The following is a 22895-nucleotide window of genomic DNA, read 5'->3' as shown; positions in this document are numbered from 1 at the left end:
TGCCTCTTCCTGTCATGCGGCCCGTGGGGCTGAGTGCCTCGCGTGGCCCGTTCGTCTGGGGACTCTACGACGACCCGTCAAGCGCTTCGCAACCGGCGGCCCGCCGCGTCCCGCAGCGCGAGCGCCGTCGCGAACGCCGCGGCGCAGGCCGCGACGGTGCCGAGGACGCCCCCGCCGTACGCCCACAGCAGGTCCGTGCGGGCGTCCACGGGGACCGCCTGCCACGTCCGCGACAGCGCGCCGACGGCCGCGGCGCCCGCCAGCACGGCGAGCGTCCACAGCACGACCAGCATGCCGCGCTGCAGCCGCCGTGAGGGCGGCGGGCCCTCCGCGGCGTCCTCCGCGAGCCGCGCGGGCCACAGCGCCGTCAGCGCGCACGTCGCCGCCGTCCACGCGAGCACGACGAGCACGGCCGCCAGCACGTCCGAGGGCCGGTGCCACTGCCCGACGAGCGTGGACACCCCCGTCGCCGCCGCGTACGCCGCGCCGACCACCGCGACCAGCGGGCGCATCCGCGCGGGCACGACGAGCAGCAGCACGACCGCGATGCTCGTGGCCGCCGTCGTGTGGCCGCTGGGCAGCGTGTTCTCGTGGTTGCCCACGGCCACGCCGTGGTCCGGGCGCGGCAGCACCAGGTACTTCAGCACCTGCGTCGTGAGGTTCGCGCCGACCATGACCACCGCGACCTGCACCGCGAGCTCCCACCGCCGGCGCACCACCGCGATGCCCATCGCGACGACCAGCACGACCGCGATCGCCGAGACCGAGACGACGTCGAGCACGCGCTCGGCCATCCGCCACAGCTCGGTCTGCCCGTACACGGCACCCTCGACGGCCGCGGCGTCGACGAGCTGGCCCCGTCGCGTCGCGACGAACACCGCCCACAGCCCGAGCACGCCCGCGAGGCTCGCGACCGTGACCGCCAGGCACGCCGAGACGACCACCGCGCGCCGCGTGCGCACGGGGGTCGTCGGGGTCGTCGTGGTCGTCACGCCGTCCACGCTAGGCCACGGCGCGCACGAGGCGACGAGCCCTCCACCACCTGGCCACGGCGCGCGCACGGACCGCGCACGCGACCGCCTAGGGTGGCGGACATGGACGACGAGGCGGCGGCCCCCGCGCCGCAGGTACGGCGTTCGCGGCGCGAGGCGACCGAGGCGCGGCGCGCGCAGATCGTGCGCGCGGCGGCCCGGACGTTCGGCACCAAGGGGTACCGGACCGGGTCGCTCGCGGACGTCGCCGAGCAGGTCGGCATCACGCACGCCGGCGTGCTGCACCACTTCGGCACCAAGGAGCAGCTGCTCGTCGAGGTGCTGCAGCTGCGCGACGAGCAGGGCGTCGCCGACCTCGAGGGGCAGCACATCCCCGGTGGGATCGAGCTGTTCCACCACCTGGTGCGCACCGCGCGCGCGAACGCCGAGCGCCGCGGCATCGTGCAGGGCTACACCGTGCTGGTCGGCGAGTCCGTGACCGAGGACCACCCGGCGCGCGGCTGGGTCACGGAGCGGTTCACGTCGCTGCGCGCCGACGTCGCGGCGGCCGTGCGCGAGGTCGGCGGGCCGGACGTGTCCGACGAGGACGCGCTGCGCGCCGCGAGCGCGGTCATCGCGCTGATGGACGGGTTGCAGGTCCAGTGGCTCCTGGACGCCGACGCGGTCGACCTGGCGGAGGCCACGCGCGTCGGCATCGAGGCCGTCCTCCGCTCCACGTGCCCGTCGGCGACCATCCCCCACCTCGCCTGACCCCCGACGAGCCCCCTCCCCACGACCCCGCCACCGCTCCGGCTCTCGCCCCCCGGAGCCGGAGCGACCACGGGATCGGCGGACGAGCTGGGCGCGACCCCGCCATCGCTCCGGGTAAGCCCGGTCGGAGCCGGAGCGACCGCGGGGTCGGCGGGGGGTGAGCTCCGGGGCGGGGAGCGTCCGGGCTGGGGACCGTCCCGCGCGGATCGGGTGGGTTGTCCATTCTCAGGGATCTCACAGGATGGGTCCAGGCGGGGTCCAGGGGGTCTCGTCACGGTGGACCCATGACAGCGACCACGACGGACCAGCGCACGCTCGTCGTCGGCGACCTCGAGCTCGACGAGCTCAGCGGTGAGGTCACGCGCGCCGGCGAGCCCATCCACCTCACGCCCACCGAGCGCGCCCTGCTCACCTACTTCATGCGCAACCCGCGCCGCGTGCTGTCCAAGCGGATGATCCTGGACCGCGTGTGGCGCGACGACCGCGGCGGTGCCGACGGGGTCGTCGAGCTGTACGTCAGCTACCTGCGGCGCAAGATCGACCGCGGGCGCGAGCCGATGCTGCACACGCAGCGCGGCATCGGCTACGTGCTGCGCCCGGCCCTCTGACCGGCACGTCCCCGGCGCCGTGACCGCAGCCGCGGGCCGGACGCGTCAGACCGGGAAGGCCCGGTAGAAGTCCAGGACGTCGGCGACGGGACCCTCCGCGCGGAACACGGCCGTGCGGTTGTACCAGACCACCACACCCGTGCCGTCGCCGAGGTCGGCCGCGGTGAACGTGCCGACGATCGCGTCGTCGCCCACGCGGACCGTGCCCGACTGCGGCAGCGCGTCGTCGGACGGCTTCGCGGGAGCGGACTTGCCGGGCAGCGACGCACCGTCGGTCGCCTCCGCCTGTGCGTCCACCCGGTCCTCGGTGCCGGCGCCCTGCGCGGTGTCGGTGGGCAGCTCGGCGGCGAGCGTCTCGGCGAACGCCTTGGCCTCGGCGTTGCTCGCCCACTGGCCGGACTGCACGGTGAACGTGCCGGTCCCGCCGTCGGAGAACTCCTCCGAGTACGCCTCGAGCGCGCCGGCGCCGGTCCACGTGTCGTCGGCGCCCGACGACGCGAGCGCGTACTGCAGCACCGACGCGGGCAGCACCTGGGCGAACGGCGTGTCCGCCTCGCGCGCGACGGGCTCGACCGAGGGCGTCGGGGAGGGCAGGCGGATCGTCGTCGCCTCGACGGGGGTCGCGGAGTCGTCGCCGCGGCCCGCGAGCACGATGCCCGTGACCACACCACCGACGACGAGCACGCCCGCGCCGATCGCGACGGGCAGCAGCCACCTCGGGCGACGGCTGCCCTCGGCGTCGTCGCCCGCGGGCGGCTCACCCGCAGGGGCGGACGCGGCCGTCTGCGGGCCGACCGGCCCACCCCCGGCACCGACGGGCGCGGCGTGCGCCGGGGCGTGGTGCGCGTGCGGCTCGGCGGGGGTCGTCGCGGGGAAGCCCTGGCCGGCGGCCGCGGCGTGCGCGCCGCCCCCCACACGCGGGGTCACCGTGGGCTGCGCGGGCGGGGGCGTGGTGCCGCCGCCGGGCATGACCCGCGGCTGGTACGGCGCGTCGGCACCCGGGGCGGGCCGCCGGTCCGGCGCAGGCTGCGTCGGGTCCTGCGGTGCACCGCTGTCGCTCATGGGTCCCCCTCGTCGGCTCCGTACGGTCGTGCGCAGCCTACCCAGCGCCCCGGGCGAGGGACCGCGCGCCCCCACCGGGCGGACGCGGCCGTGTCGTCGGGTGCCGCCGTCGCCGCCGTTGTCGGACGCGGCGGATAGCGTGCGCGCCGTGGCGACGAAGAGCGGACGGTCCTCGGCTTCCCGGTCCCCCGGGTTCCGGTGCACCGAGTGCGGGTGGACGACGACGAAGTGGGTCGGCCGGTGCGGCGAGTGCCAGTCGTGGGGCTCGGTGGTCGAGGAGTCCGGCCCGGGCGGCGGCGCACCGCGCACGGCGGCCGCTCCCCCGTCACGCGGACCGGCCAAGCCGATCGACGAGATCCCGGTCGAGACCGCGCAGGCGCGCCCCACGGGCGTCGACGAGCTGGACCGCGTGCTCGGCGGCGGCCTGGTGCCCGGTGCGGTGGTGCTGCTCGCGGGCGAGCCGGGCGTGGGCAAGTCGACGCTGCTGCTGGACGTCGCGGCGCGGGCCGCGCGCGGCGGGCGCCGCGTGCTGTACGTGACGGGCGAGGAGTCGACCGCGCAGGTGCGGCTGCGCGCGGGCCGCATCCGGGCGCTCGACCCGAACCTGCTGCTGGCCGACGAGACGGACCTCGCGAGCGTGCTCGGCCACGTCGAGCAGTCCGACCCGGACCTGCTCGTGCTGGACTCGGTGCAGACCATCGCCTCCGCTCAGGTCGAGGGCTCGGCGGGCGGCGTCGCGCAGGTGCGTGAGGTCAGCTCGGCGCTCATCCAGGCCGCGAAGTCGCGGGACATGCCCGTGGTGCTCGTCGGGCACGTGACGAAGGACGGGTCGGTGGCCGGCCCGCGCACGCTCGAGCACCTGGTGGACGTGGTGTGCCAGTTCGAGGGCGACCGGCACTCGCGGCTGCGGCTGCTGCGCGCGACGAAGAACCGGTACGGGCCCACGGACGAGGTGGGCTGCTTCGACCTGTCGGAGTCGGGGATCGTCGGGCTGCCGGACCCGTCGGGGCTGTTCGTGTCGCAGGCGCTGCACGCGGTGCCGGGCACGTGCCTGACGGTGACGCTGGAGGGCCGCCGCCCGCTCGCGGTCGAGGTGCAGGCGCTCGTCGCGCCGTCGGCGGCACCGAACCCGCGGCGCACCACGAGCGGCATCGACTCGGCGCGGCTCGCGATGGTCCTCGCTGTCCTGCAGCGGCGGCTCGGGGCGCGGCTCGCGGACCAGGACGTGTACGTCTCGACGGTCGGCGGCGCGCGCGTCGTCGAGCCCGCGGGGGACCTCGCGCTCGCGCTCGCCGCGATCGGCTCGCGCGAGGACGTCGCGCTGCCGCGCGGGCTCGTCGCGCTCGGCGAGGTCGGGCTCGCGGGCGAGATCCGGGCGGTCCCGGGCATCGGTCGGCGCCTCGCGGAGGCCGCCCGCCTGGGCTTCCGACGCGCGCTCGTGCCTGCCTCGTCGGTGGACGACCTCGTGCCGCCGGAGGGCGTGCACGTGCTCGGCGCGACCGACCTGGCGCACGCCGTGCAGCTCGTCATGACGGCCGCTTCACCCGCCGAGCCCGCCCGGGCTGTCTGAGCGTGCCGGGCGGCATCGTTACCATCAGTCGCGTGGCTGCCACGCACTCCCCCGACGACCTGCTGCGCTCGACCCTCGCAGCGGTCGCGCCCGGCAGCGCCCTGCGCGACGGTCTCGAGCGGATCCTGCGCGGTCGTACGGGCGCACTGATCGTCTGCGGGTTCGACAAGACGGTCGAGAGCATCTGCTCGGGCGGGTTCGTCCTCGACGTCGAGTTCTCGGCCACGCGCCTGCGCGAGCTGTGCAAGATGGACGGCGCGGTCGTCGTCGACCGGGACATCTCGAAGATCCTGCGCGCGGCGGTGCAGCTGCTGCCGGACGTGACGATCGAGACGTCCGAGTCGGGCACGCGGCACCGCACCGCGGAGCGCGTCGCCAAGCAGACCGGCCTGCCCGTGATCTCGGTGTCCGCGTCCATGCGGATCATCGCCCTGTACGTCGGCAACCAGCGCTACGTGCTCGAGGACTCCACCACGATCCTCTCCCGCGCGAACCAGGCGCTCGCCACCCTCGAGCGCTACAAGACGCGCCTCGACGAGGTGTCGGGCACGCTGTCGGCCCTCGAGATCGAGGACCTGGTGACGGTCCGGGACGTGTCGGCGGTCGTGCAGCGCCTGGAGATGGTGCGCCGCATCTCCGACGAGATCGAGTCCTACGTCGTCGAGCTCGGCACCGACGGCCGCCTGCTCGCGCTGCAGCACGACGAGCTCGTCGGGACCATCGGCTCGGACCGCGAGCTCGTGATCCGCGACTACCTCGACGCGTCGCGCAACGACCTGGACACCGTGCTGCAGTCGCTCGCGGTGCTCGACTCGACCGAGCTGCTCGACATCGCGCGGATCGCGCGCGTCCTGGGCCTGCCGGGCGGCGGCGACGCGCTCGACGCGGCGGTCGGCCCACGCGGCTACCGGCTGCTGTCGCGCGTGCCGCGCCTGCCGAACACGATCGTCGACCGGCTCGTCGCGCACTTCGGCGGGCTGCAGAAGCTCCTCGCGGCGGGCATCGACGACCTCATGGCCGTCGACGGCGTCGGCGAGCAGCGCGCCCGCGCGGTGCGCGAAGGCCTGTCGCGCCTCGCCGAGTCGAGCATCCTCGAGCGCTACGTCTGACGCACGGCACGGCGGCCGTGCGTCACGCGGTCGGATACCGGGCGGCTCGGGTGCGGTGTCGCCCGGTCGCGGGATGCCGCGGCTACGGCGCGGGAGGGGCCTCGGCGCGCACCTCGTCGTCGTCGCGGCGCGTTCCGGCGGGCGCCGGCGGGTCGTCGTACCCGAGCCGGCCGCGCCGGACGACCAGCACGCCGAGGACCACGGCGAGGACGACCACGACGAGCGTCTGCCGGTCCTGGCGGGCGTCCTGGCACGCGGCGTCCCGGTCGGTGACCGGGCTGCCGTCGACGTGCACCGTCTCGAGCAGCTCGAAGCCGAGCGACCGGCACGTGACGCGCTCGCCGTCGCCCGTGCGGAACCCCGGCGGCGTGAGCAGCAGGAGCCCGAGCGCGACGAGGACCAGGAGGGTCCACCTCCACTGACGCCACGTCATGCGTGCTCCCTGCGACGGTCCGGCTCGGGTGGTGCGGCCCGGGCGATCCGGGCGAACCGAACCGTACCGGACGTCAGCGCAGCTCGAAGACCGCCTTGGCGGCGACGTCCTCGCCGATCAGCAGGCGCGCCGTGTACGTCCCGGCGCGCGGGGCGGGCTGGCCCGCGCTGCAGGCCTTGTCCGACCGCACGCGCGGCCACCGGTAGGTCTCCTCGCTGGGCTCGTCGGGCCCGAGCAGGAGCGGGCGGCTCTCGGGCTCGCGCCGGCAGTGCCAGGACGCCCACACGGTGTCGTCGCCGGACACCACCGTGACCCGGCGCATCGCGTCGCCCGCGTCGGCGAGGCACGGCTCGTCGCCCGTGTTGGTGTACGTGATGCGGAACGCGGGCTTCTCGGTCCCCGCGTACGCGTCCTTGGTCGCGTCGAACTCGACGTCGAGGTGGTCGGCGGTGCACACCGGGACCCCGGCGGCGAGCGCGGCCTCCTCGACGGCGGACAGCGTGGGCTCGTCGGCGGCGGTGCTCGCGGGGGTCTTCGGGGTGTGCGCGGTCGCGGTGGGCGTGGCGGGCGCCGCGTCGTCGGACCCGGTCAGCCGCCGCACGACGAGCACGGCGACGACGACGAGCGCGACGACGACCGCGAGCGCGACGAGCCGTCGCACGACGTACACGCGCCGCGGCAGCACGGGCCGGGGGCCGGTGGCGCGCGGCCGCCCCGCTCTCGGCTCTGCCACGTGCCGCCTCCTCGTCGTCCCCTGCGCGCCGCGGGTGCCCCGACGACGTCGGCGCCCACGGTACGAGCCGCACCCCGGTGCGCGCACCGCGCGGTCCGGCGTGCCGCCGATCGGACTTGGCAGGATGCGGGGGTGACTCGCGTGACGCCTGCTCCCCCGCCCGCCCAGGTGGCGGTCGACGCCGCACCGCGAGCGCTCGTCGGGACCGTCGTCGCGTGGTTCGACGAGCACGCGCGGGACCTGCCGTGGCGCGCGCCGGACCGCACGCCGTGGGGCGTGCTGGTGAGCGAGGTGATGCTGCAGCAGACGCCCGTGGTGCGGGTGGAGCCGGCGTGGCGGGCGTGGCTGGCGCGGTGGCCGACGCCCGCGGACCTGGCGGCCGCGCCGACGGCGGACGTGCTGCGCGCGTGGGACCGGCTCGGCTACCCGCGCCGTGCGCTGCGGCTGCAGGAGTGCGCGCGCGTGCTCGTCGAGCGGCACGGCAGCCGGGTGCCGGACGACGAGGAGGCGCTGCTCGCGCTGCCGGGCATCGGGGCGTACACGGCGGCGGCGGTGCGCGCGTTCGCGTTCGGGCGGCGGGCCGTGGTGCTCGACACGAACGTGCGTCGGGTGCTGGCGCGCGCGGTGGACGGCGAGGCGCTGCCCGCGCCGACGCAGACGCGCGCGGAGGTCGAGCGCGCCCGCGCGCTGGTCCCGGCCGACGACGCGACCGCGGCGCGGTGGGCGGCGGCCAGCATGGAGCTCGGGGCGCTGGTGTGCACGGCGCGCTCGCCGCGCTGCGAGACGTGCCCGCTGGTCTCGTCGTGCGCGTGGGTGGCCGCGGGACGACCGGGCGACGTGCACGCGCACCGGCGCCGCACGCAGGCATGGCACGGCACGGACCGGCAGGTGCGCGGGCGGGTCATGGCGCTGCTGCGCGAGTCGCCCGTCCCGGTGCCGGAGCCGGTGCTCGACGAGGCGTGGCCGGCGACGCCGCAGCGCGCGCGGGCGCTCGCGGGTCTGCTCGCGGACGGGCTCGTCGTCGAGGTCGCGGCGGGCGACGACGCGCCGCCGGCCTACGCGCTGCCCGCCTGACGGTCGGGGCCGCGCGCTCGGGGCCTCAGAGCTCGACGAGCATGCGCGTGTTGCCGAGCGTGTTGGGCTTGACCCGCGCGAGGTCGAGGAACTCGGCGACGCCGTCGTCGTGCGAGCGCAGCAGCTCGGCGTAGACCTCGGCGTCGACGGCCTGCCCCTCGATCGCGTGGAACCCGTGCTGCGTGAAGAACTCGACCTCGAACGTGAGGCAGAACAGGTGCCGCAGCCCGAGCGCGCGCGCCCGCTCCATGAGCGCGGTGAGCAGCGTGTGCCCCACGCGCCGGCCGCGGAAGGAGTGGTCCACGGCGAGCGTGCGGACCTCGGCGAGGTGCTCCCACATGACGTGCAGCGCACCGCACCCGACGACCTGCCCGGCGGTCGCCTCCTCGTCGGACTCGGCGACGAGGAACTCCTGCACGGCCTCGTAGTAGCCGACCCACTCCTTGGCGAGCAGGATCCGCTCGTCGGCGTAGGGCTGGACGAGCTCGCGGATGGCACGCACGTCGGCGGGCAGGGCTGGACGGACGTGCACGGGTGCGGCGCTCACGGGTCCAACCTAGGGCGTGCTCCGGGTGCCGTGGCGGCACGGTCCGCCGTAGCCTCGGCGCGTGGACGGCCTGTCGTGGGCGAGCGTGCGGGCCTGGCGGCTGCGCCGGCACCTGCTGGACCCGGTGGCCGGCGCGTCGGTGCCCGCGGTGGTCGCCGCGCTGGGGGCGGTCGCGGCGCAGCTCGACGCGCGCTCGGCGGAGCTGGGCGTGCGGACGCGGTGCGTCGTGTCCGACGAGGGCGACGTGGCGCGGGCGCTCGAGGCGGGCACGGTCGTCGCGGCGTTCGCGTTCCGCGGTGCCGTGCACCTCATGACGCCGGGCTCCGCGGCCGCGCACCTGACGATCCGGGCGGCGTCCCGCATGTGGGAGCGTCCGGGCTGGCGGACGACCTACGGCCTGTCGCCGCAGGACTGGCCGGCGCTGCGCGAGGCGGTCCGGGCCGCGGCCGCCGACGGCCCGGTGACGCAGCGCGAGCTCGCGACGGCGGTCGCGGCCGACCCCCGCTTCGCGCACCTCGCGGAGACTCTCGCCGACCCCGCGTCGATGCTGCTCAAGCCGCTGTCGTGGCTCGGCGACGTGTGCCTGGGGCAGCCGCGCGACGGGCAGCCGACGCTGCGCTCGCTCGCGACGAACCCGCTGTGGCCCGGCCTGCCGGACCTCGACGAGGCGGGTCCGGCGGCGGTCGAGGTGTACCTGCGCGCGTACGCACCCGCGTCGGAGGCGAACCTCGCGTACTGGCTGGGCGAGGGCCTCGGTGCGCGGCGGACGTGGGTGGGCGCGTGGCTCGACGCGCTGGGCGACCGGGTCGCGCACGTGACGGTCGAGGGCGAGCGGCGCATGGCGCTGCGCGAGGACGTCGACGACCTTCGGGAGGCCGAGCCGACGGACGCCGTGCGGCTGCTGCCGCGCTACGACCAGTGGGTCATGGGCCCGGGCACGGCCGACCCGCACGTGGTGCCGCCCGCGCTGCGCGGCGCGGTCAGCAGGGGCGCGGACCTCGTGGTCGCGGGCGGCGCGCTCGTCGGGACGTGGCGTCGCTCGCGCGACGAGGTGTCGGTCACCCTGCTCGACGACGTCGCGGCCCCGTCACGTCCGGCCCTGGCCGACGAGGTCGCGCGTCTCGCCGCGCTCGTCGGCGCTCCCCTGCACCTGACGCCCTGACCAGGCGGCCGCGATCGCCTACCCCCGCGTCCGGGTACGGCGCACCGGCGCCGGCTCGGCGGCGTCGAGCAGGCCGCCCGCGGTCATCTCGTCGACGACGAGGTCGGTGACGACGCCCGCGCGCAGCGCCGCGAGCAGCGGCGCGACCTTGTTGTCCCCGGCCACGACGCACACGCGCCGCGGCAGGCGCTGCAGCTCGGTGGGCGTGGGGCCGGTCGCGCGCGCGTTGAGCGGCACGTCCTCCCAGGACCCGTCGGCGCGCAGGAAGACGGTGCACACGTCCCCGACCACGCCCTCGTCGTGCAGGACGCGCACGTCGGCGTCGTCGAGGTACCCCGCGGAGTACACGTGCGACGGCACCGCACCCGCGACGGCCCCCACCGAGAACACGGCGATGTCCGCACGTCGTTGCATGTCGAGCACGCGCCGCACCGAGCGTTCGCGCCACATGGCGGCCTTGGTGTCGGAGAAGTCGAAGAACGCGGGGACCGAGAAATGGTGCACGGCGGCCCCGAACGCGGTGCCGAACGACGAGATGAGGTCGCTCGCGTAGTCGACGCCCGACGTGCGCATGTTCGCGGCGCCGTTGAGCTGCACGACGGCGGACCCGCGCGTGGGCTTGGGGACGAGGTAGCGGGACACCGACGCGAGCGTGGTGCCCCACGCGACGCCGAGCACCATGTCGGAGTCGAACCACGAGGTCAGGAGCTTGGCGGCGGTCATGGAGACCTGGTCGAGACGCTCGATGTGGGACGACGAGTCGGGCACGGGGACCACGTACGCGTCGATGCCGAACGCGGCGGCGAGCGACCGCCCGAGCCCGGGCGCGCGCGTGCTCGCGGGGCGCAGCGTGATCTCGACGAGTCCGGTCTGCCGCGCGCGCTTGATGAGCCGGGACACCGTGGACCGGGACGTGCCGAGGTGCCGCGCGATGACCTCCATCTTGAGGTCCTGGAGGTAGTACATCGACGCCGCGCGTAGCACGTCCTGCTCGCGGTCCAGCTCCATCGCTTCCCCCTACGACGGTCGGGCGACCCGTCGTTGCACGTTTGTGCACTCCGGTTGCGCATCCGTTCCTCTCGTGATGACCATAGCGAGCGCCGCCGGTTCGGGCGACAGGGATGCACGTGTCCCGGCCGGAGGTGCACCGACCCCGCGCACCAGGTTCGCGCGGACGGTCCGGCACCGCAGGTCGGGCGGCCGGGCACGGGTAGGACGACGACGAGCACCACCGGGAGGACGTGCGATGAGGACCGCTCCGCTGACGGCCCAGGCACGACAGGACGCCCTGACGAGGCTGCGGGAGTCGGCGCAGCAGGGCGACGAGCTCGACGTCCTCGTCGTCGGCGGCGGCGTCACGGGGGCCGGCATCGCGCTCGACGCCGTGACGCGCGGCCTGTCGACCGCGATCGTCGAGGCGCAGGACTGGGCGAGCGGCACCTCGAGCCGCTCGAGCAAGCTGGTGCACGGCGGGCTGCGCTACCTGCAGATGCTCGACTTCCACCTGGTGCGCGAGGCTCTCACCGAGCGCGACCTGCTCATCCAGCGGATCGCGCCGCACCTGGTCAAGCCCGTCTCGTTCCTGTACCCGCTGGAGAACCGGGTCTGGGAGCGCGCGTACGTCGGCGCCGGCGTCGCGCTGTACGACACGCTCGCGACCGTCTCCGGCACGCGGCGCGCCATGCCGATCCACCGGCACCTGACGCGCAAGGGCATGGAGCGCCTGTTCCCCGACCTGCGGCACGACGCGGCGATCGGCGCGGTCCGGTACTGGGACGCGAGCGTCGACGACGCGCGCCTGGTCTCCACGCTCGTCCGGACGGCCGTGAGCTACGGCGCGCACGCCGCGAGCCGCACGCAGATCCTCGACCTGCAGACGACGACGGGCGGCGCGGTCACCGGCGCGGTCGTCGAGGACCTGGAGACCGGTGAGCGCATCGACGTGCGCGCCCGGCACGTCATCAACGCGACGGGCGTGTGGACCGAGCAGACCGAGTCGCTCGCCGGCTCCGAGGGCGGGCTGCGCGTGCTCGCGTCGAAGGGCATCCACATCGTCGTGCCGCGCTCGCGCATCGCGGGCGACACGGGCCTGATCCTGCAGACCGAGAAGTCGGTGCTGTTCATCATCCCGTGGTCGCGGTACTGGGTGATCGGCACGACCGACACCCCGTGGGAGCAGGACCTCACGCACCCCGTCGCGACGAGCGCGGACATCGACTACGTGATCGACCACGCGAACGCCGTGCTCGCGCGGCCGCTGACGCGCGACGACGTGATCGGCACGTGGGCGGGCCTGCGGCCGCTGCTGCAGCCTGGCACCAAGGAGGGCACGTCGTCGGCGAAGGTGTCGCGCGAGCACACCGTCGCGTCCCCCACCCCGGGCCTGACGGTGATCGCGGGCGGCAAGCTCACGACGTACCGGGTCATGGCGAAGGACGCGGTGGACTTCGCGATCGGCTCGCGCGCGACCACGTTGCCGTCGCTCACGCACGACCTGCCGCTCGTCGGCGCCGAGGGTCTGCCCGTGATCCAGCGCCAGTCGCGCGCGATCGCGAAGCGCTACGGGTGGGACCGGCCGCGGATGGACCACCTGCTGCACCGGTACGGCTCGCTGCTGAACGAGCTGACCGACCTGTGCGACGAGCGCCCCGAGCTCGCGAAGCCGCTCGCCCACGCCCCGGCGTACATCGGCGCGGAGATCGTCTACGCCGCGAGCCACGAGGGTGCGCTGCACCTCGACGACGTGCTCATGCACCGCACGCGGCTCAACTACGAGCAGGCGGACAAAGGCGTGGGCGCGCTCGAGGAGATCGCCGCGCTCGTCGCGCCCGTCCTCGGCTGGGACGACGCGACGACGCGCCACGAGATCGAGGCGTACCGCGCGCGCGCCGAGGCCGAGGAGGCCGCCGCGCTGGAGACCGACGACGCGTCGGCCGAGAAGGTCCGCCTGCGCGCGCTCGACCTGGCCCCGATGAAGCCGCTGGAGGCCTGAGCGCCTCCACCTCAGACGCCCGCGCCCCCTGCGCGGGAGCACGTGACAACGAAGTCCCGTCTCCAGAAGTGAGGACCCATGGACGTCTCGCTCATGCAAGTGTTCGTCTCCGAGGTCGTCGGCACGGCCCTGCTGATCCTGCTCGGCGCCGGTGTCGTGGCCAACGTCATCCTGCCGAGGACCAAGGGCTTCGGGGGCGGCTGGCTCCTCATCAACTTCGGGTGGGGCCTCGCCGTCTTCGCCGGTGTGTACGGCGCGTACAAGTCCGGCGCCCACCTCAACTTCGCCGTGACGATCGGCCTGCTGGCGAACGACGCGGGCGAGTACGCCCCCGGGGTGGCGATCACGTTCGCCTCGACGATGGTGTACCTGGCCGGGGAGATGCTCGGCGCGTTCCTCGGTGCGGTGGTCGCGTTCCTCGCGTACAAGAAGCACTTCGACCAGGAGGCGGACCCAGGCACGAAGCTCGCGGTGTTCTCGACCGGCCCCGAGGTGCGCAGCTACGGCTGGAACTTCGTGACCGAGGTGATCGCGACGTTCGTGCTGGTGTACGTGATCCTGATGTTCGGCAAGACGCCGGCCGAGCTCGGGCCGCTCGCGGTCGCCCTGCTCGTCGTCGGCATCGGTGCGAGCCTCGGTGGTCCCACGGGCTACGCGATCAACCCGAACCGTGACCTCGGCCCCCGCATCGCGCACGCCCTGCTGCCGATCAAGGGCAAGGGCTCGAGCGACTGGGGCTACGCGTGGGTGCCGGTCCTCGGCCCGATCGTCGGCGGCGCGCTCGCCGGCCTGCTCGCGCAGTGGACGCTCGACTACCTGGGCTGACCGCGCGCGTCACCCCTCCCCATTTCACGACGAGGTGAAGGAAGCAGATGTCTGACACGAAGTACGTCATGGCGATCGACCAGGGCACGACGAGCACGCGCGCGATCATCTTCGACCACAGGGCGAACATCATCGCGACCGGGCAGAAGGAGCACGAGCAGATCTTCCCGAAGGCGGGCTGGGTCGAGCACGACGCGACGGAGATCTGGGTCAACACCCGCGAGGTCGTCGGGCAGGCGCTCGGACGGGCGAGCCTCCAGAACTCCGACATCGAGGCCGTCGGCATCACCAACCAGCGTGAGACCGCGGTGGTCTGGGACCGGCGCACCGGCGAGCCGGTGTACAACGCGATCGTCTGGCAGGACACCCGCACGCAGAAGATCTGCGACGAGCTCGGCGCTCTGGGGGGCGGCGCGGAGCGGTACAAGGACCGCGTGGGGCTGCCGCTGGCGACCTACTTCTCGGGCCCGAAGATCCGCTGGATCCTCGACAACGTCGAGGGTGCGCGGGAGAAGGCCGAGGCGGGTCACCTGGCGTTCGGGAACACCGACTCGTGGGTCCTGTGGAACATGACCGGCGGGCCGGAGGGCGGCGTGCACGTCACGGACGTGACGAACGCGTCGCGCACCATGCTCATGAACCTCGACACGCTCTCCTGGAACGAGGAGATCGCCGCCGAGATGGGCATCCCGGTCTCGATGCTGCCGGAGATCCGCTCGTCGTCGGAGGTCTACGGGCAGGGCCGCGAGAAGGGCCTGCTCGCGGGTGTGCCGATCGCGGGCATCCTCGGCGACCAGCAGGCCGCGACGTTCGGGCAGGCGTGCTTCGAGGTGGGTCACGCGAAGAACACGTACGGCACGGGCAACTTCATGCTCATCAACACGGGCACGGAGATCGTCCCGAGCAAGAACGGCCTGCTCACCACGGTCTGCTACAAGATCGGCGACGCGGACGCGGTGTACGCGCTCGAGGGGTCGATCGCGGTCACGGGCTCGCTGGTCCAGTGGCTGCGCGACAACCTCGGGATCATCTCGTCGGCGCCGGAGATCGAGCAGCTCGCGGCGAGCGTCGAGGACAACGGCGGCGCGTACTTCGTGCCGGCGTTCTCGGGGCTGTTTGCGCCGTACTGGCGTTCCGACGCGCGCGGTGCGCTCGTCGGGCTCACGCGGTTCGTCAACAAGGGCCACATCGCGCGCGCGGCGCTCGAGGCCACGGCGTTCCAGACGCGCGAGGTGCTCGACGCCATGAACGCGGACTCGGGCGTGGACCTCACCGAGCTCAAGGTCGACGGCGGCATGATCGCCAACGAGGCGCTCATGCAGTTCCAGGCCGACATCCTCGGCGTGGACGTGGTGCGCCCGAAGATCGCGGAGACCACGGCGCTGGGTGCCGCGTACGCGGCGGGCATCGCGGTGGGCTACTGGTCGGGCGAGCAGGACGTCATCGACAACTGGGCCGAGGACAAGCGCTGGACCCCGCAGATGGACACCGACGAGCGCGACCGGCAGTACCGGCTGTGGAAGAAGGCCGTCACGAAGACGTTCGACTGGGTCGACGACGACGTGCGGTAGTCCCGCTCGAGGGGCAGGCAGGAGGGCCGGGACGGGCGTCGTCCCGGCCCTCCGTCATGTCCCGCGCGTCCACTCCTCGAAACGAGACAGCCACGTATCACCGTAACCCGGGCACCTGGGACCTTCGTCCGTCCCGAACCCTCAAGGCGCAGGTCAGGGCGCCGATCTGTCGATGACGCCACTGCTCGGGCGTCGACGTCGACGAACAGGAGTGCGCCCATGCGCGCGCGCAGGATCGCAGCCACCACCGCGATGGCACTGACCGCAGCCACGGCCTGGACCGCGGCACCCGCCGCCGCGGCGACCCCGTCCGAGCTGACCGCGGCGGTGCTCTCGCCCGCGACGCAGGCACTCGTGACGAGCTCGACCCTCACCTCGCCGCACGCGAGCGCCACGGCCGTGCGCACGGACACGATCGCGGGCTTCCCGAGCCGCGAGGGCGGCTCGTACGCGGTGCTGGCCACCGGCGCGGCGAGCCACCTCGGCGACCCGGAGAACTACCTCACCGACGGCACGTTCGGGTCGTCGGCGGCGGGCACGCGGGGCGCCGCGACCTACGACGTGACGACGCTCGAGGTGCGGCTCGACGTCCCCGCGACCGCCAACTGCCTGCTCGGCGTGACCTTCCGCTTCCTGACCGACGAGTACCCCGGGGACTACTACAACGACGGGTTCATCGCCGAGGTCGGCGAGAGCACGTGGCAGGTCTCCGGCTCCACCATCAACGCACCGGGCAACTTCGCGTTCGACGCGACGGGCAAGGTCATCTCCGTCAACTCGGGGCTGTTCTCCGACCCGAACGCCGCTACCGCAGAGGCCTCGGGCACGGCCTACGCCTTCGCGAGCCCCCGGCTCACCGCCCAGGTGCCGCTGACCCCGGGGACGCAGCAGTCGCTGTTCTTCAGCGTCTTCGACCACGGCGACGACTCGGTCGACTCGGCCGTGATGATCGACAACCTGCGCATCGGGACCGTCGCCGACCCCGCCACCGACTGCGTGCGCGGCGCCACGACCCGACCCGCGGAGGACCTCGTGTCGGCGGTCGCGCCGACGACGGTCGACCTGTCCGGCACCGCGGACGACACGTACACGATCCCGTCGACCGAGGGCGTCGTGTACTCGGTCGGCGGCGCCGTCACGCCCGCCGGGACCTACGCCGGCACCGGCACCGTCGTCGTGACCGCGGCCGCCGCGCCCGGCTACGCGCTCGCCGGAGCGTCGCAGTTCACGCTGGTGTTCTCCTCCGCCGTCCACGTCACCGCCACCGAGCCGACGTGGACGGACACGTGGGGCACCGCGGACGACACCTTCACGATCCCGACGACCACCGGGGTGCAGTACTCCGTCGACGGGTCGCCCGTCGCGGCGGGCACCCACCCCGCGTCGGGCACGGTCGTCGTGACGGCCGCCGCGTCGTCGTCGGCGTACGAGCTCACCGGCGCGTCGCAGTTCACGCACACGTTCACCGACGTCCGCCAGGTGACCGCGCCCGAGCCGACCTGGCACGACACGTGGGGCACGGCCGAGGACACGGTCACCGTCCCGTCGGTCACCGGCGTGCAGTACCTGTTCGGCGAGACGGTCCTCACCCCGGGCGTCACGTACGGCACGGCCGGGACGACCACGATCACCGCGGCCGCGACCGCGGGCTACGTGCTGACCGGCCCGGCGTCCTGGACCTACACGTTCACGGACGTCCGCCAGGCGACCGCGGTCGAACCGACCTGGTACGACTCGTACGGCACGGACGACGACACCTACACGATCCCGTCCGTCACCGGCGTCCAGTACTCCCTGGACGGTGCGCCCCTCGCGCCCGGCACGTACGCCGCCGCCGGCACGGTCACGGTCGACGTGGCCGCGACCGCGGGCTACGTCCTGGTCGGGCCCGACCGGTTCACGCACACGTTCACCGACATCACGCGGGTCAGCGCGACCGCGCCGTCGGTCCACGACACGTACGGCACCGCCGACGACACCCTCACCATCCCGTCCGTCACGGGCGTGCGGTACCTCGTGGACGACGACGAGCGCGCCGCGGGCACCTACCCGGTGACCGGGACGGTCGTCGTGACCGCCGAGGCGACCGCGGGCCACGAGCTCACCGGCACGTCGTCGTGGACGTTCACCCTGACCGACGTCCGGCTGGTCACCGCGGACGCGCCGACCTGGCACGACGCCTACGGCACGGACGACGACACCTACACGATCCCGTCGGTGACCGGCGTGCAGTACGCGGTCGACGACGAGCCCGTGGCGCCCGGCACGTACCCCGCAGCGGGCTCGGTCACGGTCACCGCGACCGCCACCGCGGGCCACGAGCTGACCGGCGCCGCGTCGTGGTCGCACACGTTCACCGACATCCGCCTGGTCACCGCCGACGAGCCGACCTGGGACGACGAGCACGGCACCGACGACGACACGTTCACCATCCCCGCGGTCACCGGCGTGCAGTACGCCGTCGACGGCTCGCCCGTCGCGCCGGGCACCCACCCCGCGACGGGCACGGTCGTCGTGACCGCGACCGCCACCGCCGGGTACGAGCTGTCCGGGGCGTCGTCGTGGACGCACACGTTCACCGACGTCCGCCCGGCCACCGCGACCGCGCCGACGTTCGCCGACCCGTGGGAGACCGCCGACGACACCGTGACGATCCCCCAGGTCACCGGCGTGCAGTACGCGATCGACGGAGCGCCGGTCGGCGCCGGGACCTACCCGGGCAGCGGCACGGTCACCGTGACCGCGACCGCCGCCGCCGGCTACGTGCTCACGGGCGCGTCGCAGTGGACGTTCACGTTCACCGACATCCGCCTGGTGACGCCGGCCGTGCCCACGTCGGTCGACGACTACGGCACGGCCGACGACACGTTCACCATCCCGTCGGCCACGGGCGTCGAGTACTCGGTCGACGGCGACGTGCTGCCCGCCGGGACCTACCCGGGTGCGGGCACGGTCGTCGTGACCGCGACCGCCACGGCCGGTTACGCACTGTCCGGCGCGACGCAGTTCACGCTCGTGTTCACGGACATCACGCTCGTCACGGTCGTCGCGCCCACGTGGCACGACGTCGACGGCACCGCCGACGACACGTTCACGCTGCCCGACGTCCCGGGCGTCGTGTGGACGCGGGGCGGCGACGTCCTGGCGCCCGGCACGTACCCCGGGACGGGCACGGTCACGCTCGTCGCGACCGCCGCCCCGCAGCACGAGCTCACCGGCACGCTCGAGCACACGTTCACGTTCACCGACCTGGTCCACGTGACGCCGCTCGCGCCCACCGCGACCGACCTGCCGGGCACGGCGGACGACGTCGTGACGATCCCGGCCGTCGACGGCGTGGCCTACGTGCACGGGCGCACGCCGCTCGCGCCGGGCGACCACGCGCTCACGGGCGACGTCACGGTCGTCGCGCGGCCCGCGCAGGACCGCTACGTGCTCGTCGGGCAGACGACGTTCACGCTGCACCTGTCCGGCCAGGACGTCCCCGGCGCCCCGGCGGTCACGGCCACCGCCGGCAGCCGCAGCGTCACCGTCACGTACGACGAGCCCGCGGTCACCGGGGGCCTGCCCGTCACCGGGTACGACTACTCCCTCGACGGCGGCACCACGTGGACCGTGGCAGACACGTCGCCGCTCGTCGTGACCGGGCTGGTCAACGGCACCGCGTACGACGTGAGCGTGCGCGCACGCAACGCGCTCGGAGCGGGCGCCGCGAGCCCCACGCAGACCGTCACGCCGACCGCCGCGCCGCTCGAGCTGCCCGACGAGGACGGCACGGTCGGCCTGCCGCACCTGTCGCCCGGCGAGACGGCCGGGTGGGTCGACGGCGAACGGACCGAGCCCGCGGTGGGCGACGACGAGGGCGTGCGCACCGTCACGGTCGGCGGCGTGACGCTCCGGCTGGTCGCGCGCGACGCCGACGGCCACCGTCAGCCGCTCGACCCCGCCGGGCGGCTCGTCCTGCGCCCCGGCGGCTCGCTGCTCGTCACCGGCGCCGACTTCCGGGCCGGCGAGAGCGTCGACTCGTGGCTGTTCTCGACGCCCACGTCCCTGGGCACGACGACGGTCGAGGCGGACGGCACGTTCACCACGGCGCTGGTGATCGGCGACGACGTCCCGCTCGGCGAGCACACGCTCCAGGTCAACGGGACGGCCGCGAACGGCGCGCTCGTGAGCGTCGCGGCGGGCGTGCTCGTGGCGCTCGAGGACGCAGCCGCCGCCCCCTCGCCGGTCCCGACCACCACCCCGACCCCGGCGCTCGCCGTCACGGGCACCTCGGCCGGACGGGTCCTGACGCTCGGCGTGGGCCTGCTCCTGGTGGGCGGTCTCGTCGTGGCGCTCACCTCGCGGCGTCGGCGGGTCTGACGACGCGGACGAGGCCGCCCCGGTTCCTCCCCGGGGCGGCCTTCGTCATCTCACCCGGTCGAGCCCGGGTTCCGGGCCCACGAGGTCCCGCCGCGCACTACGGTCGGCGCAGGCGGACGGGCCGCCGGGGGTCACGGAGGTCATGATGAGGTCGAGCCAGTGGAAGCCGTCCGCGGGGACCGTCCTGTGGGGCGTCGTCATCCTGATCTTCGGGGTCGTCATCTACCTGGCCGGCCAGCAGCAGAACCTGCGGTCGATCGTGCTCGACGGCTACGACACCAGCGCGGGGGTGCCGACGATGGTGCTCGGTGCGATCATCGGGCTCATCGGCCTCGTCACGCTGCTCATCGGCGTGTGGCAGGCCGTGACGAACATCGACCTCGCGAGCATGATGGCCGCGCGCGTGCTCTTCGACCAGGAGCAGGCCGATAAGGCGGCCGAGGCCGCGTCCGCCGAGACGCCCGCCGAGACGCCCGCCGACGCCGACAGCAGCGCCGACGCGACGGACGAGCAGCCGGCCGACGCCGAGGTCTAGCGGCGGACCGTCGCGAAGGTGCCGTCGGGGCGCAGGTCCAGGCGGGCCATGCGGACCGTGCGCAGGTGGTCACGACCCGAGCGCTCGGCGTCGTGGTACAGCAGGTACCACGCGCCGTTCCACTCGACGATCGAGCCGTGCGTCGTCCAGCCGATCACCGGCTCGAGCAGCACACCGCGGTACGTGAACGGCCCGTACGGCGAGTCACCCGTGGCGTGCACCAGCTGGTGCGAGTCGCCGTTCGAGTACATGAACACGTACGTGTCGCCGACCTTCGTCAGCCACGCACCCTCGAAGAACCGGTTCGGGTCGCGGGCCAGGAGCGGTCGGCCCTCGTCGTCGACGAGCACGAGCGGACGCGTGGGCTCGGCGAGCGAGAGCAGGTCGTCGGACAGGCGCGCGACGCGGGGCGCGAGCGCGGGCTCGTCGAGACCCGGGTACGCGTCGACGCCCGTGTAGACGTCGTCGCGCCAGCGTTGCAGCTGACCGCCCAGGATGCCGCCCGTGACCAGGTACGACGAGCCGTCGTCGTCGGTGAACACGGCGGGGTCGATGCTGTAGGCGCCGGGGATCGGCTCGGGCTGCGCGGTGAACGGGCCCGCGGGGTGGTCGGCCGTGGCGACGCCGATCCGGAACACGCCCTCGCGGTCCTTGGCCGGGAAGTACAGGTAGTACGTGTCGCCGCGGCGCGCCGCGTCGGGCGCCCAGAGCTGGCGGGCCGCCCACGGGACCTGGTCGAGCGTGAGCGCGACGCCGTGGTCGACGACCTCGCCGTCGATCGAGTCGAGCGACAGCACGTGGTAGTCGCGCATGTCGTAGTGGCTGCCGTCGTTGTCCGCGGCCGCGCCCGTGTCCTCGTCGTGCGAGGGGTAGATCCACAGCGTGCCGTCCCACACGTGACCCGAGGGGTCGGCGGTCCAGATGCTGTCGATGAGGGGTCCCGGGGGCGCGTCGGGCAGCACCTGCGCGAAGGCTCCTGCCGCGGGGTCCGCGACGGTGTCGGCTGCTCGAACGTGCATGTGGACCAGTCCTTTCGGGGATGCTGCCGAAACTCTACAGGTGGACTATCGGTCGGACGCCAGGCCTTGGGTCCTCCGGACCGGACCGGACGCGCGCCCGGTAGCCTGCGCGGCATGCGCGTCGCCACCTGGAACATCAACTCGATCCGTGCCCGCACCGACCGGGCGGTGGCGTTCCTCGAGCGGTCCGGCATCGACGTGCTCGCGCTGCAGGAGACCAAGTGCAAGGACGAGCAGTTCCCGCACGAGGCGTTCGAGGCGCTCGGGTACGAGGTCGCGCACGTCGGGTACAGCCAGTGGAACGGCGTCGCCGTCGTCTCGCGCGTCGGCATCGAGGACGTCGAGATCGGCTTCCCCGGCATGCCGACCTGGGGTGACCCCGCCGCGGCCGAGGCACGCGCGATCGGCGTGACCGCCGGCGGCGTGCGCGTGTGGAGCCTGTACGTGCCCAACGGCCGCGCGATCGACGACCCGCACTACGCGTACAAGCTCGACTGGCTCGCGCGGCTGCGCGACGCCGCTGCCGGCTGGCTCGCCGCCGACCCCGACGCGCAGGTCGCGCTCGTCGGCGACTGGAACATCGCGCCGCTCGACACCGACGTGTGGGACCCCGCGTGGTTCGCGGGCCGCACCCACGTCACCCCCGCCGAGCGCGACGCGTTCGCCGCGATCGGCCACGCCGGGTACACCGAGGTGTCGCGCGAGCACCTGCCGGCCGAGCACACCTACACGTACTGGGACTACCAGCAGCTGCGCTTCCCGAAGAACAAGGGCATGCGCATCGACCTCACCTACGCCTCCCCGGCCCTCGCGGCGCGGGTCACGGGCGTGACGATCGTCCGCGACGAGCGCAAGGGCAAGGGCGCCTCCGACCACGTGCCCGTGGTCCTGGACCTCGCGGAGGACGCATGAGCCAGACCCCGGACCCGTTCCCGCCCGAGCACTACGCCCCGACGTGGGCGGCCACCCAGCGCCCGGTCGAGAAGTTCGCCGTCGCCGCGCTCGTCGTGTCCCTGCTGTTCTGGCTGTGGCCGACGTTCGGCCTGCTCGCCGTGGCGTTCGGCATCACCGCGCTCCGGGCCGTGCGGGCGAACGGCACGCGCGGGCGTGGTCTCGCGGTCGCCGGCATCGCAGTGGGTGCCGTCGGCACGCTCGTCGTGCTCGCCCTGGGCGTGGGGATCGCCGTGGCGTTCGAGCGCGACCGCACGATCCCGACGGACGTCACCGAGCCCGTCACCACGACCGTCGACCGCCTCGGCGGCGGCCACTGCATCCGCGACCTGCCCGCCGACGGGCCGGTGAGCGAGGTCGTCGTCGTGCCCTGCTCCGACCCGCACGAGGCCGAGGTCCGCGCGCGCGTCACCGTGCAGGGCGGCTCCGCGTGGCCCGGCCAGCAGGTCGTCGACGAGCTCGTCGAGCGCGCGTGCCTCGACGACGAGCACTACGCGCGCACGGGGGAGCCGCTCGACGTCGTGTGGGCGCCCGACGAGGCCGGCTGGAAGGCCGGCGACCGCCTCGGGCTGTGCGTGCAGCGAGCCCGCTGACGCG

19 protein-coding genes and 1 pseudogene are annotated in these 22895 nt (G+C 74.2%); 13 read left to right on the top strand and 7 right to left on the bottom strand.

Going from position 1 to position 22895, the window contains the following annotated elements; translation table 11 throughout:
• Positions 1 to 77: 77 nt before the first annotated feature.
• Positions 78 to 992 carry a phosphatase PAP2 family protein gene (locus tag F1D97_RS05145; RefSeq protein WP_236122713.1) on the bottom strand — a complete coding sequence of 305 codons (915 nt, stop codon included), beginning with the start codon at positions 990 to 992 and terminating at the stop codon, positions 78 to 80.
• 102 nt (positions 993 to 1094) lie between these two features.
• Here F1D97_RS05145 and F1D97_RS05140 point away from each other — a divergent pair, with 102 nt between their 5' ends.
• Positions 1095 to 1742 carry a TetR/AcrR family transcriptional regulator gene (locus F1D97_RS05140; RefSeq protein WP_236122709.1) on the top strand — a complete coding sequence of 216 codons (648 nt, stop codon included), beginning with the start codon at positions 1095 to 1097 and terminating at the stop codon, positions 1740 to 1742.
• A 311-nt stretch (positions 1743 to 2053) separates the two neighbouring features.
• Positions 2054 to 2350: pseudogene (locus F1D97_RS05135) on the top strand (winged helix-turn-helix domain-containing protein); the annotation flags it as partial.
• A gap of 45 nt (positions 2351 to 2395) precedes the next feature.
• Here the strand turns inward: F1D97_RS05135 and F1D97_RS05130 are convergent.
• The gene (locus F1D97_RS05130; RefSeq protein ID WP_236122707.1) at positions 2396 to 3412 is read right to left on the bottom strand and encodes a hypothetical protein; all 1017 of its coding nucleotides are present in this window, start codon (positions 3410 to 3412) and stop codon (positions 2396 to 2398) included.
• A gap of 148 nt (positions 3413 to 3560) precedes the next feature.
• Between F1D97_RS05130 and radA the strand changes: the two genes are divergently transcribed.
• Positions 3561 to 4982 carry a DNA repair protein RadA gene (gene radA / locus F1D97_RS05125; protein WP_236122706.1) on the top strand — a complete coding sequence of 474 codons (1422 nt, stop codon included), beginning with the start codon at positions 3561 to 3563 and terminating at the stop codon, positions 4980 to 4982.
• A 32-nt stretch (positions 4983 to 5014) separates the two neighbouring features.
• Entirely contained in the window at positions 5015 to 6091 is a 1077-nt protein-coding gene (gene disA, locus F1D97_RS05120; RefSeq protein WP_236122700.1) for a DNA integrity scanning diadenylate cyclase DisA, read from the top strand.
• Between the two features lie 82 nt (positions 6092 to 6173).
• On the opposite strand, the gene F1D97_RS05115 is transcribed toward disA, so the two are convergent.
• Together F1D97_RS05115 and F1D97_RS05110 are read right to left on the bottom strand one after the other, a co-directional pair.
• Positions 6174 to 6524, bottom strand: coding sequence for a hypothetical protein (locus F1D97_RS05115; RefSeq protein WP_236122693.1), 351 nt, complete (start codon positions 6522 to 6524; stop codon positions 6174 to 6176).
• Positions 6525 to 6597: 73 nt separating this feature from the next.
• A complete protein-coding gene (locus tag F1D97_RS05110; protein WP_236122691.1) occupies positions 6598 to 7257 on the bottom strand; it encodes a hypothetical protein in 660 nt (219 codons plus the stop codon).
• Between the two features lie 141 nt (positions 7258 to 7398).
• Here F1D97_RS05110 and F1D97_RS05105 point away from each other — a divergent pair, with 141 nt between their 5' ends.
• Complete coding sequence (locus tag F1D97_RS05105; RefSeq protein ID WP_396022577.1) at positions 7399 to 8331, top strand: A/G-specific adenine glycosylase; 933 nt, start codon at positions 7399 to 7401, stop codon at positions 8329 to 8331.
• Between the two features lie 25 nt (positions 8332 to 8356).
• Here the strand turns inward: F1D97_RS05105 and F1D97_RS05100 are convergent, their stop codons facing one another.
• The gene (locus F1D97_RS05100) at positions 8357 to 8878 is read right to left on the bottom strand and encodes an amino-acid N-acetyltransferase (protein WP_236122689.1); all 522 of its coding nucleotides are present in this window, start codon (positions 8876 to 8878) and stop codon (positions 8357 to 8359) included.
• Between the two features lie 61 nt (positions 8879 to 8939).
• Between F1D97_RS05100 and F1D97_RS05095 the strand changes: the two genes are divergently transcribed.
• On the top strand, positions 8940 to 10040 hold the full coding sequence (locus F1D97_RS05095; RefSeq protein WP_236122687.1) for a DNA glycosylase AlkZ-like family protein: 1101 nt from the start codon (positions 8940 to 8942) through the stop codon (positions 10038 to 10040).
• A gap of 18 nt (positions 10041 to 10058) precedes the next feature.
• On the opposite strand, the gene F1D97_RS05090 is transcribed toward F1D97_RS05095, so the two are convergent.
• On the bottom strand, positions 10059 to 11048 hold the full coding sequence (locus F1D97_RS05090; RefSeq protein ID WP_236122686.1) for a sugar-binding transcriptional regulator: 990 nt from the start codon (positions 11046 to 11048) through the stop codon (positions 10059 to 10061).
• A gap of 238 nt (positions 11049 to 11286) precedes the next feature.
• On the opposite strand from F1D97_RS05090, the gene F1D97_RS05085 reads away from it, so the two are divergent.
• From F1D97_RS05085 to F1D97_RS05065, 5 genes are all read left to right on the top strand, one after another.
• Positions 11287 to 13032, top strand: coding sequence for a glycerol-3-phosphate dehydrogenase/oxidase (locus F1D97_RS05085; RefSeq protein WP_236122684.1), 1746 nt, complete (start codon positions 11287 to 11289; stop codon positions 13030 to 13032).
• A 78-nt stretch (positions 13033 to 13110) separates the two neighbouring features.
• On the top strand, positions 13111 to 13857 hold the full coding sequence (locus F1D97_RS05080; RefSeq protein ID WP_236122683.1) for an MIP/aquaporin family protein: 747 nt from the start codon (positions 13111 to 13113) through the stop codon (positions 13855 to 13857).
• Between the two features lie 47 nt (positions 13858 to 13904).
• Positions 13905 to 15428: a glycerol kinase GlpK gene (gene glpK / locus F1D97_RS05075; RefSeq protein ID WP_236122681.1), complete on the top strand. Its 1524-nt coding sequence runs from the start codon at positions 13905 to 13907 to the stop codon at positions 15426 to 15428.
• A gap of 219 nt (positions 15429 to 15647) precedes the next feature.
• Positions 15648 to 19793, top strand: a complete 4146-nt coding sequence (locus F1D97_RS05070) for a fibronectin type III domain-containing protein (protein ID WP_236122678.1) — start codon at positions 15648 to 15650, stop codon at positions 19791 to 19793.
• 145 nt (positions 19794 to 19938) lie between these two features.
• Positions 19939 to 20328 carry a hypothetical protein gene (locus tag F1D97_RS05065; protein ID WP_236122673.1) on the top strand — a complete coding sequence of 130 codons (390 nt, stop codon included), beginning with the start codon at positions 19939 to 19941 and terminating at the stop codon, positions 20326 to 20328.
• Here the strand turns inward: F1D97_RS05065 and F1D97_RS05060 are convergent.
• Positions 20325 to 21347: a glycoside hydrolase family 43 protein gene (locus F1D97_RS05060; protein WP_236122672.1), complete on the bottom strand. Its 1023-nt coding sequence runs from the start codon at positions 21345 to 21347 to the stop codon at positions 20325 to 20327. The two genes, F1D97_RS05065 and F1D97_RS05060, sit on opposite strands and share 4 nt — an antisense overlap.
• A 114-nt stretch (positions 21348 to 21461) precedes the next feature.
• Here F1D97_RS05060 and F1D97_RS05055 point away from each other — a divergent pair, with 114 nt between their 5' ends.
• Positions 21462 to 22259 (top strand): exodeoxyribonuclease III, encoded by a 798-nt coding sequence (locus tag F1D97_RS05055; RefSeq protein WP_236122671.1) that lies wholly within the window; start codon positions 21462 to 21464, stop codon positions 22257 to 22259.
• Complete coding sequence (locus tag F1D97_RS05050; RefSeq protein ID WP_236122667.1) at positions 22256 to 22891, top strand: DUF4190 domain-containing protein; 636 nt, start codon at positions 22256 to 22258, stop codon at positions 22889 to 22891. Before F1D97_RS05055 ends, F1D97_RS05050 begins: the two co-directional genes overlap by 4 nt.
• Positions 22892 to 22895: the final 4 nt, after the last annotated feature.

This window comes from Cellulomonas palmilytica, assembly GCF_021590045.1.
In the GTDB taxonomy this organism is placed as follows: Bacteria; Actinomycetota; Actinomycetes; order Actinomycetales; family Cellulomonadaceae; genus Cellulomonas; species Cellulomonas palmilytica.
The sequence above is the reverse complement of the archived record's forward strand: the minus strand, read 5'-3'. Positions and strand labels throughout refer to the sequence as shown.

Coding starts and splice junctions, on each gene's coding strand:
- F1D97_RS05055 (WP_236122671.1), top strand. CDS start 21,462: ATGCGCGTCGCCACCTGGAACATCAACTCGATCCGTGCCCGCACCGAC.
- F1D97_RS05130 (WP_236122707.1), bottom strand. CDS start 3,412: ATGAGCGACAGCGGTGCACCGCAGGACCCGACGCAGCCTGCGCCGGAC.
- glpK (WP_236122681.1), top strand. CDS start 13,905: ATGTCTGACACGAAGTACGTCATGGCGATCGACCAGGGCACGACGAGC.
- F1D97_RS05080 (WP_236122683.1), top strand. CDS start 13,111: ATGGACGTCTCGCTCATGCAAGTGTTCGTCTCCGAGGTCGTCGGCACG.
- F1D97_RS05070 (WP_236122678.1), top strand. CDS start 15,648: ATGCGCGCGCGCAGGATCGCAGCCACCACCGCGATGGCACTGACCGCA.
- F1D97_RS05140 (WP_236122709.1), top strand. CDS start 1,095: ATGGACGACGAGGCGGCGGCCCCCGCGCCGCAGGTACGGCGTTCGCGG.
- F1D97_RS05115 (WP_236122693.1), bottom strand. CDS start 6,524: ATGACGTGGCGTCAGTGGAGGTGGACCCTCCTGGTCCTCGTCGCGCTC.
- F1D97_RS05085 (WP_236122684.1), top strand. CDS start 11,287: ATGAGGACCGCTCCGCTGACGGCCCAGGCACGACAGGACGCCCTGACG.
- F1D97_RS05065 (WP_236122673.1), top strand. CDS start 19,939: ATGAGGTCGAGCCAGTGGAAGCCGTCCGCGGGGACCGTCCTGTGGGGC.
- F1D97_RS05060 (WP_236122672.1), bottom strand. CDS start 21,347: ATGCACGTTCGAGCAGCCGACACCGTCGCGGACCCCGCGGCAGGAGCC.
- F1D97_RS05090 (WP_236122686.1), bottom strand. CDS start 11,048: ATGGAGCTGGACCGCGAGCAGGACGTGCTACGCGCGGCGTCGATGTAC.
- F1D97_RS05050 (WP_236122667.1), top strand. CDS start 22,256: ATGAGCCAGACCCCGGACCCGTTCCCGCCCGAGCACTACGCCCCGACG.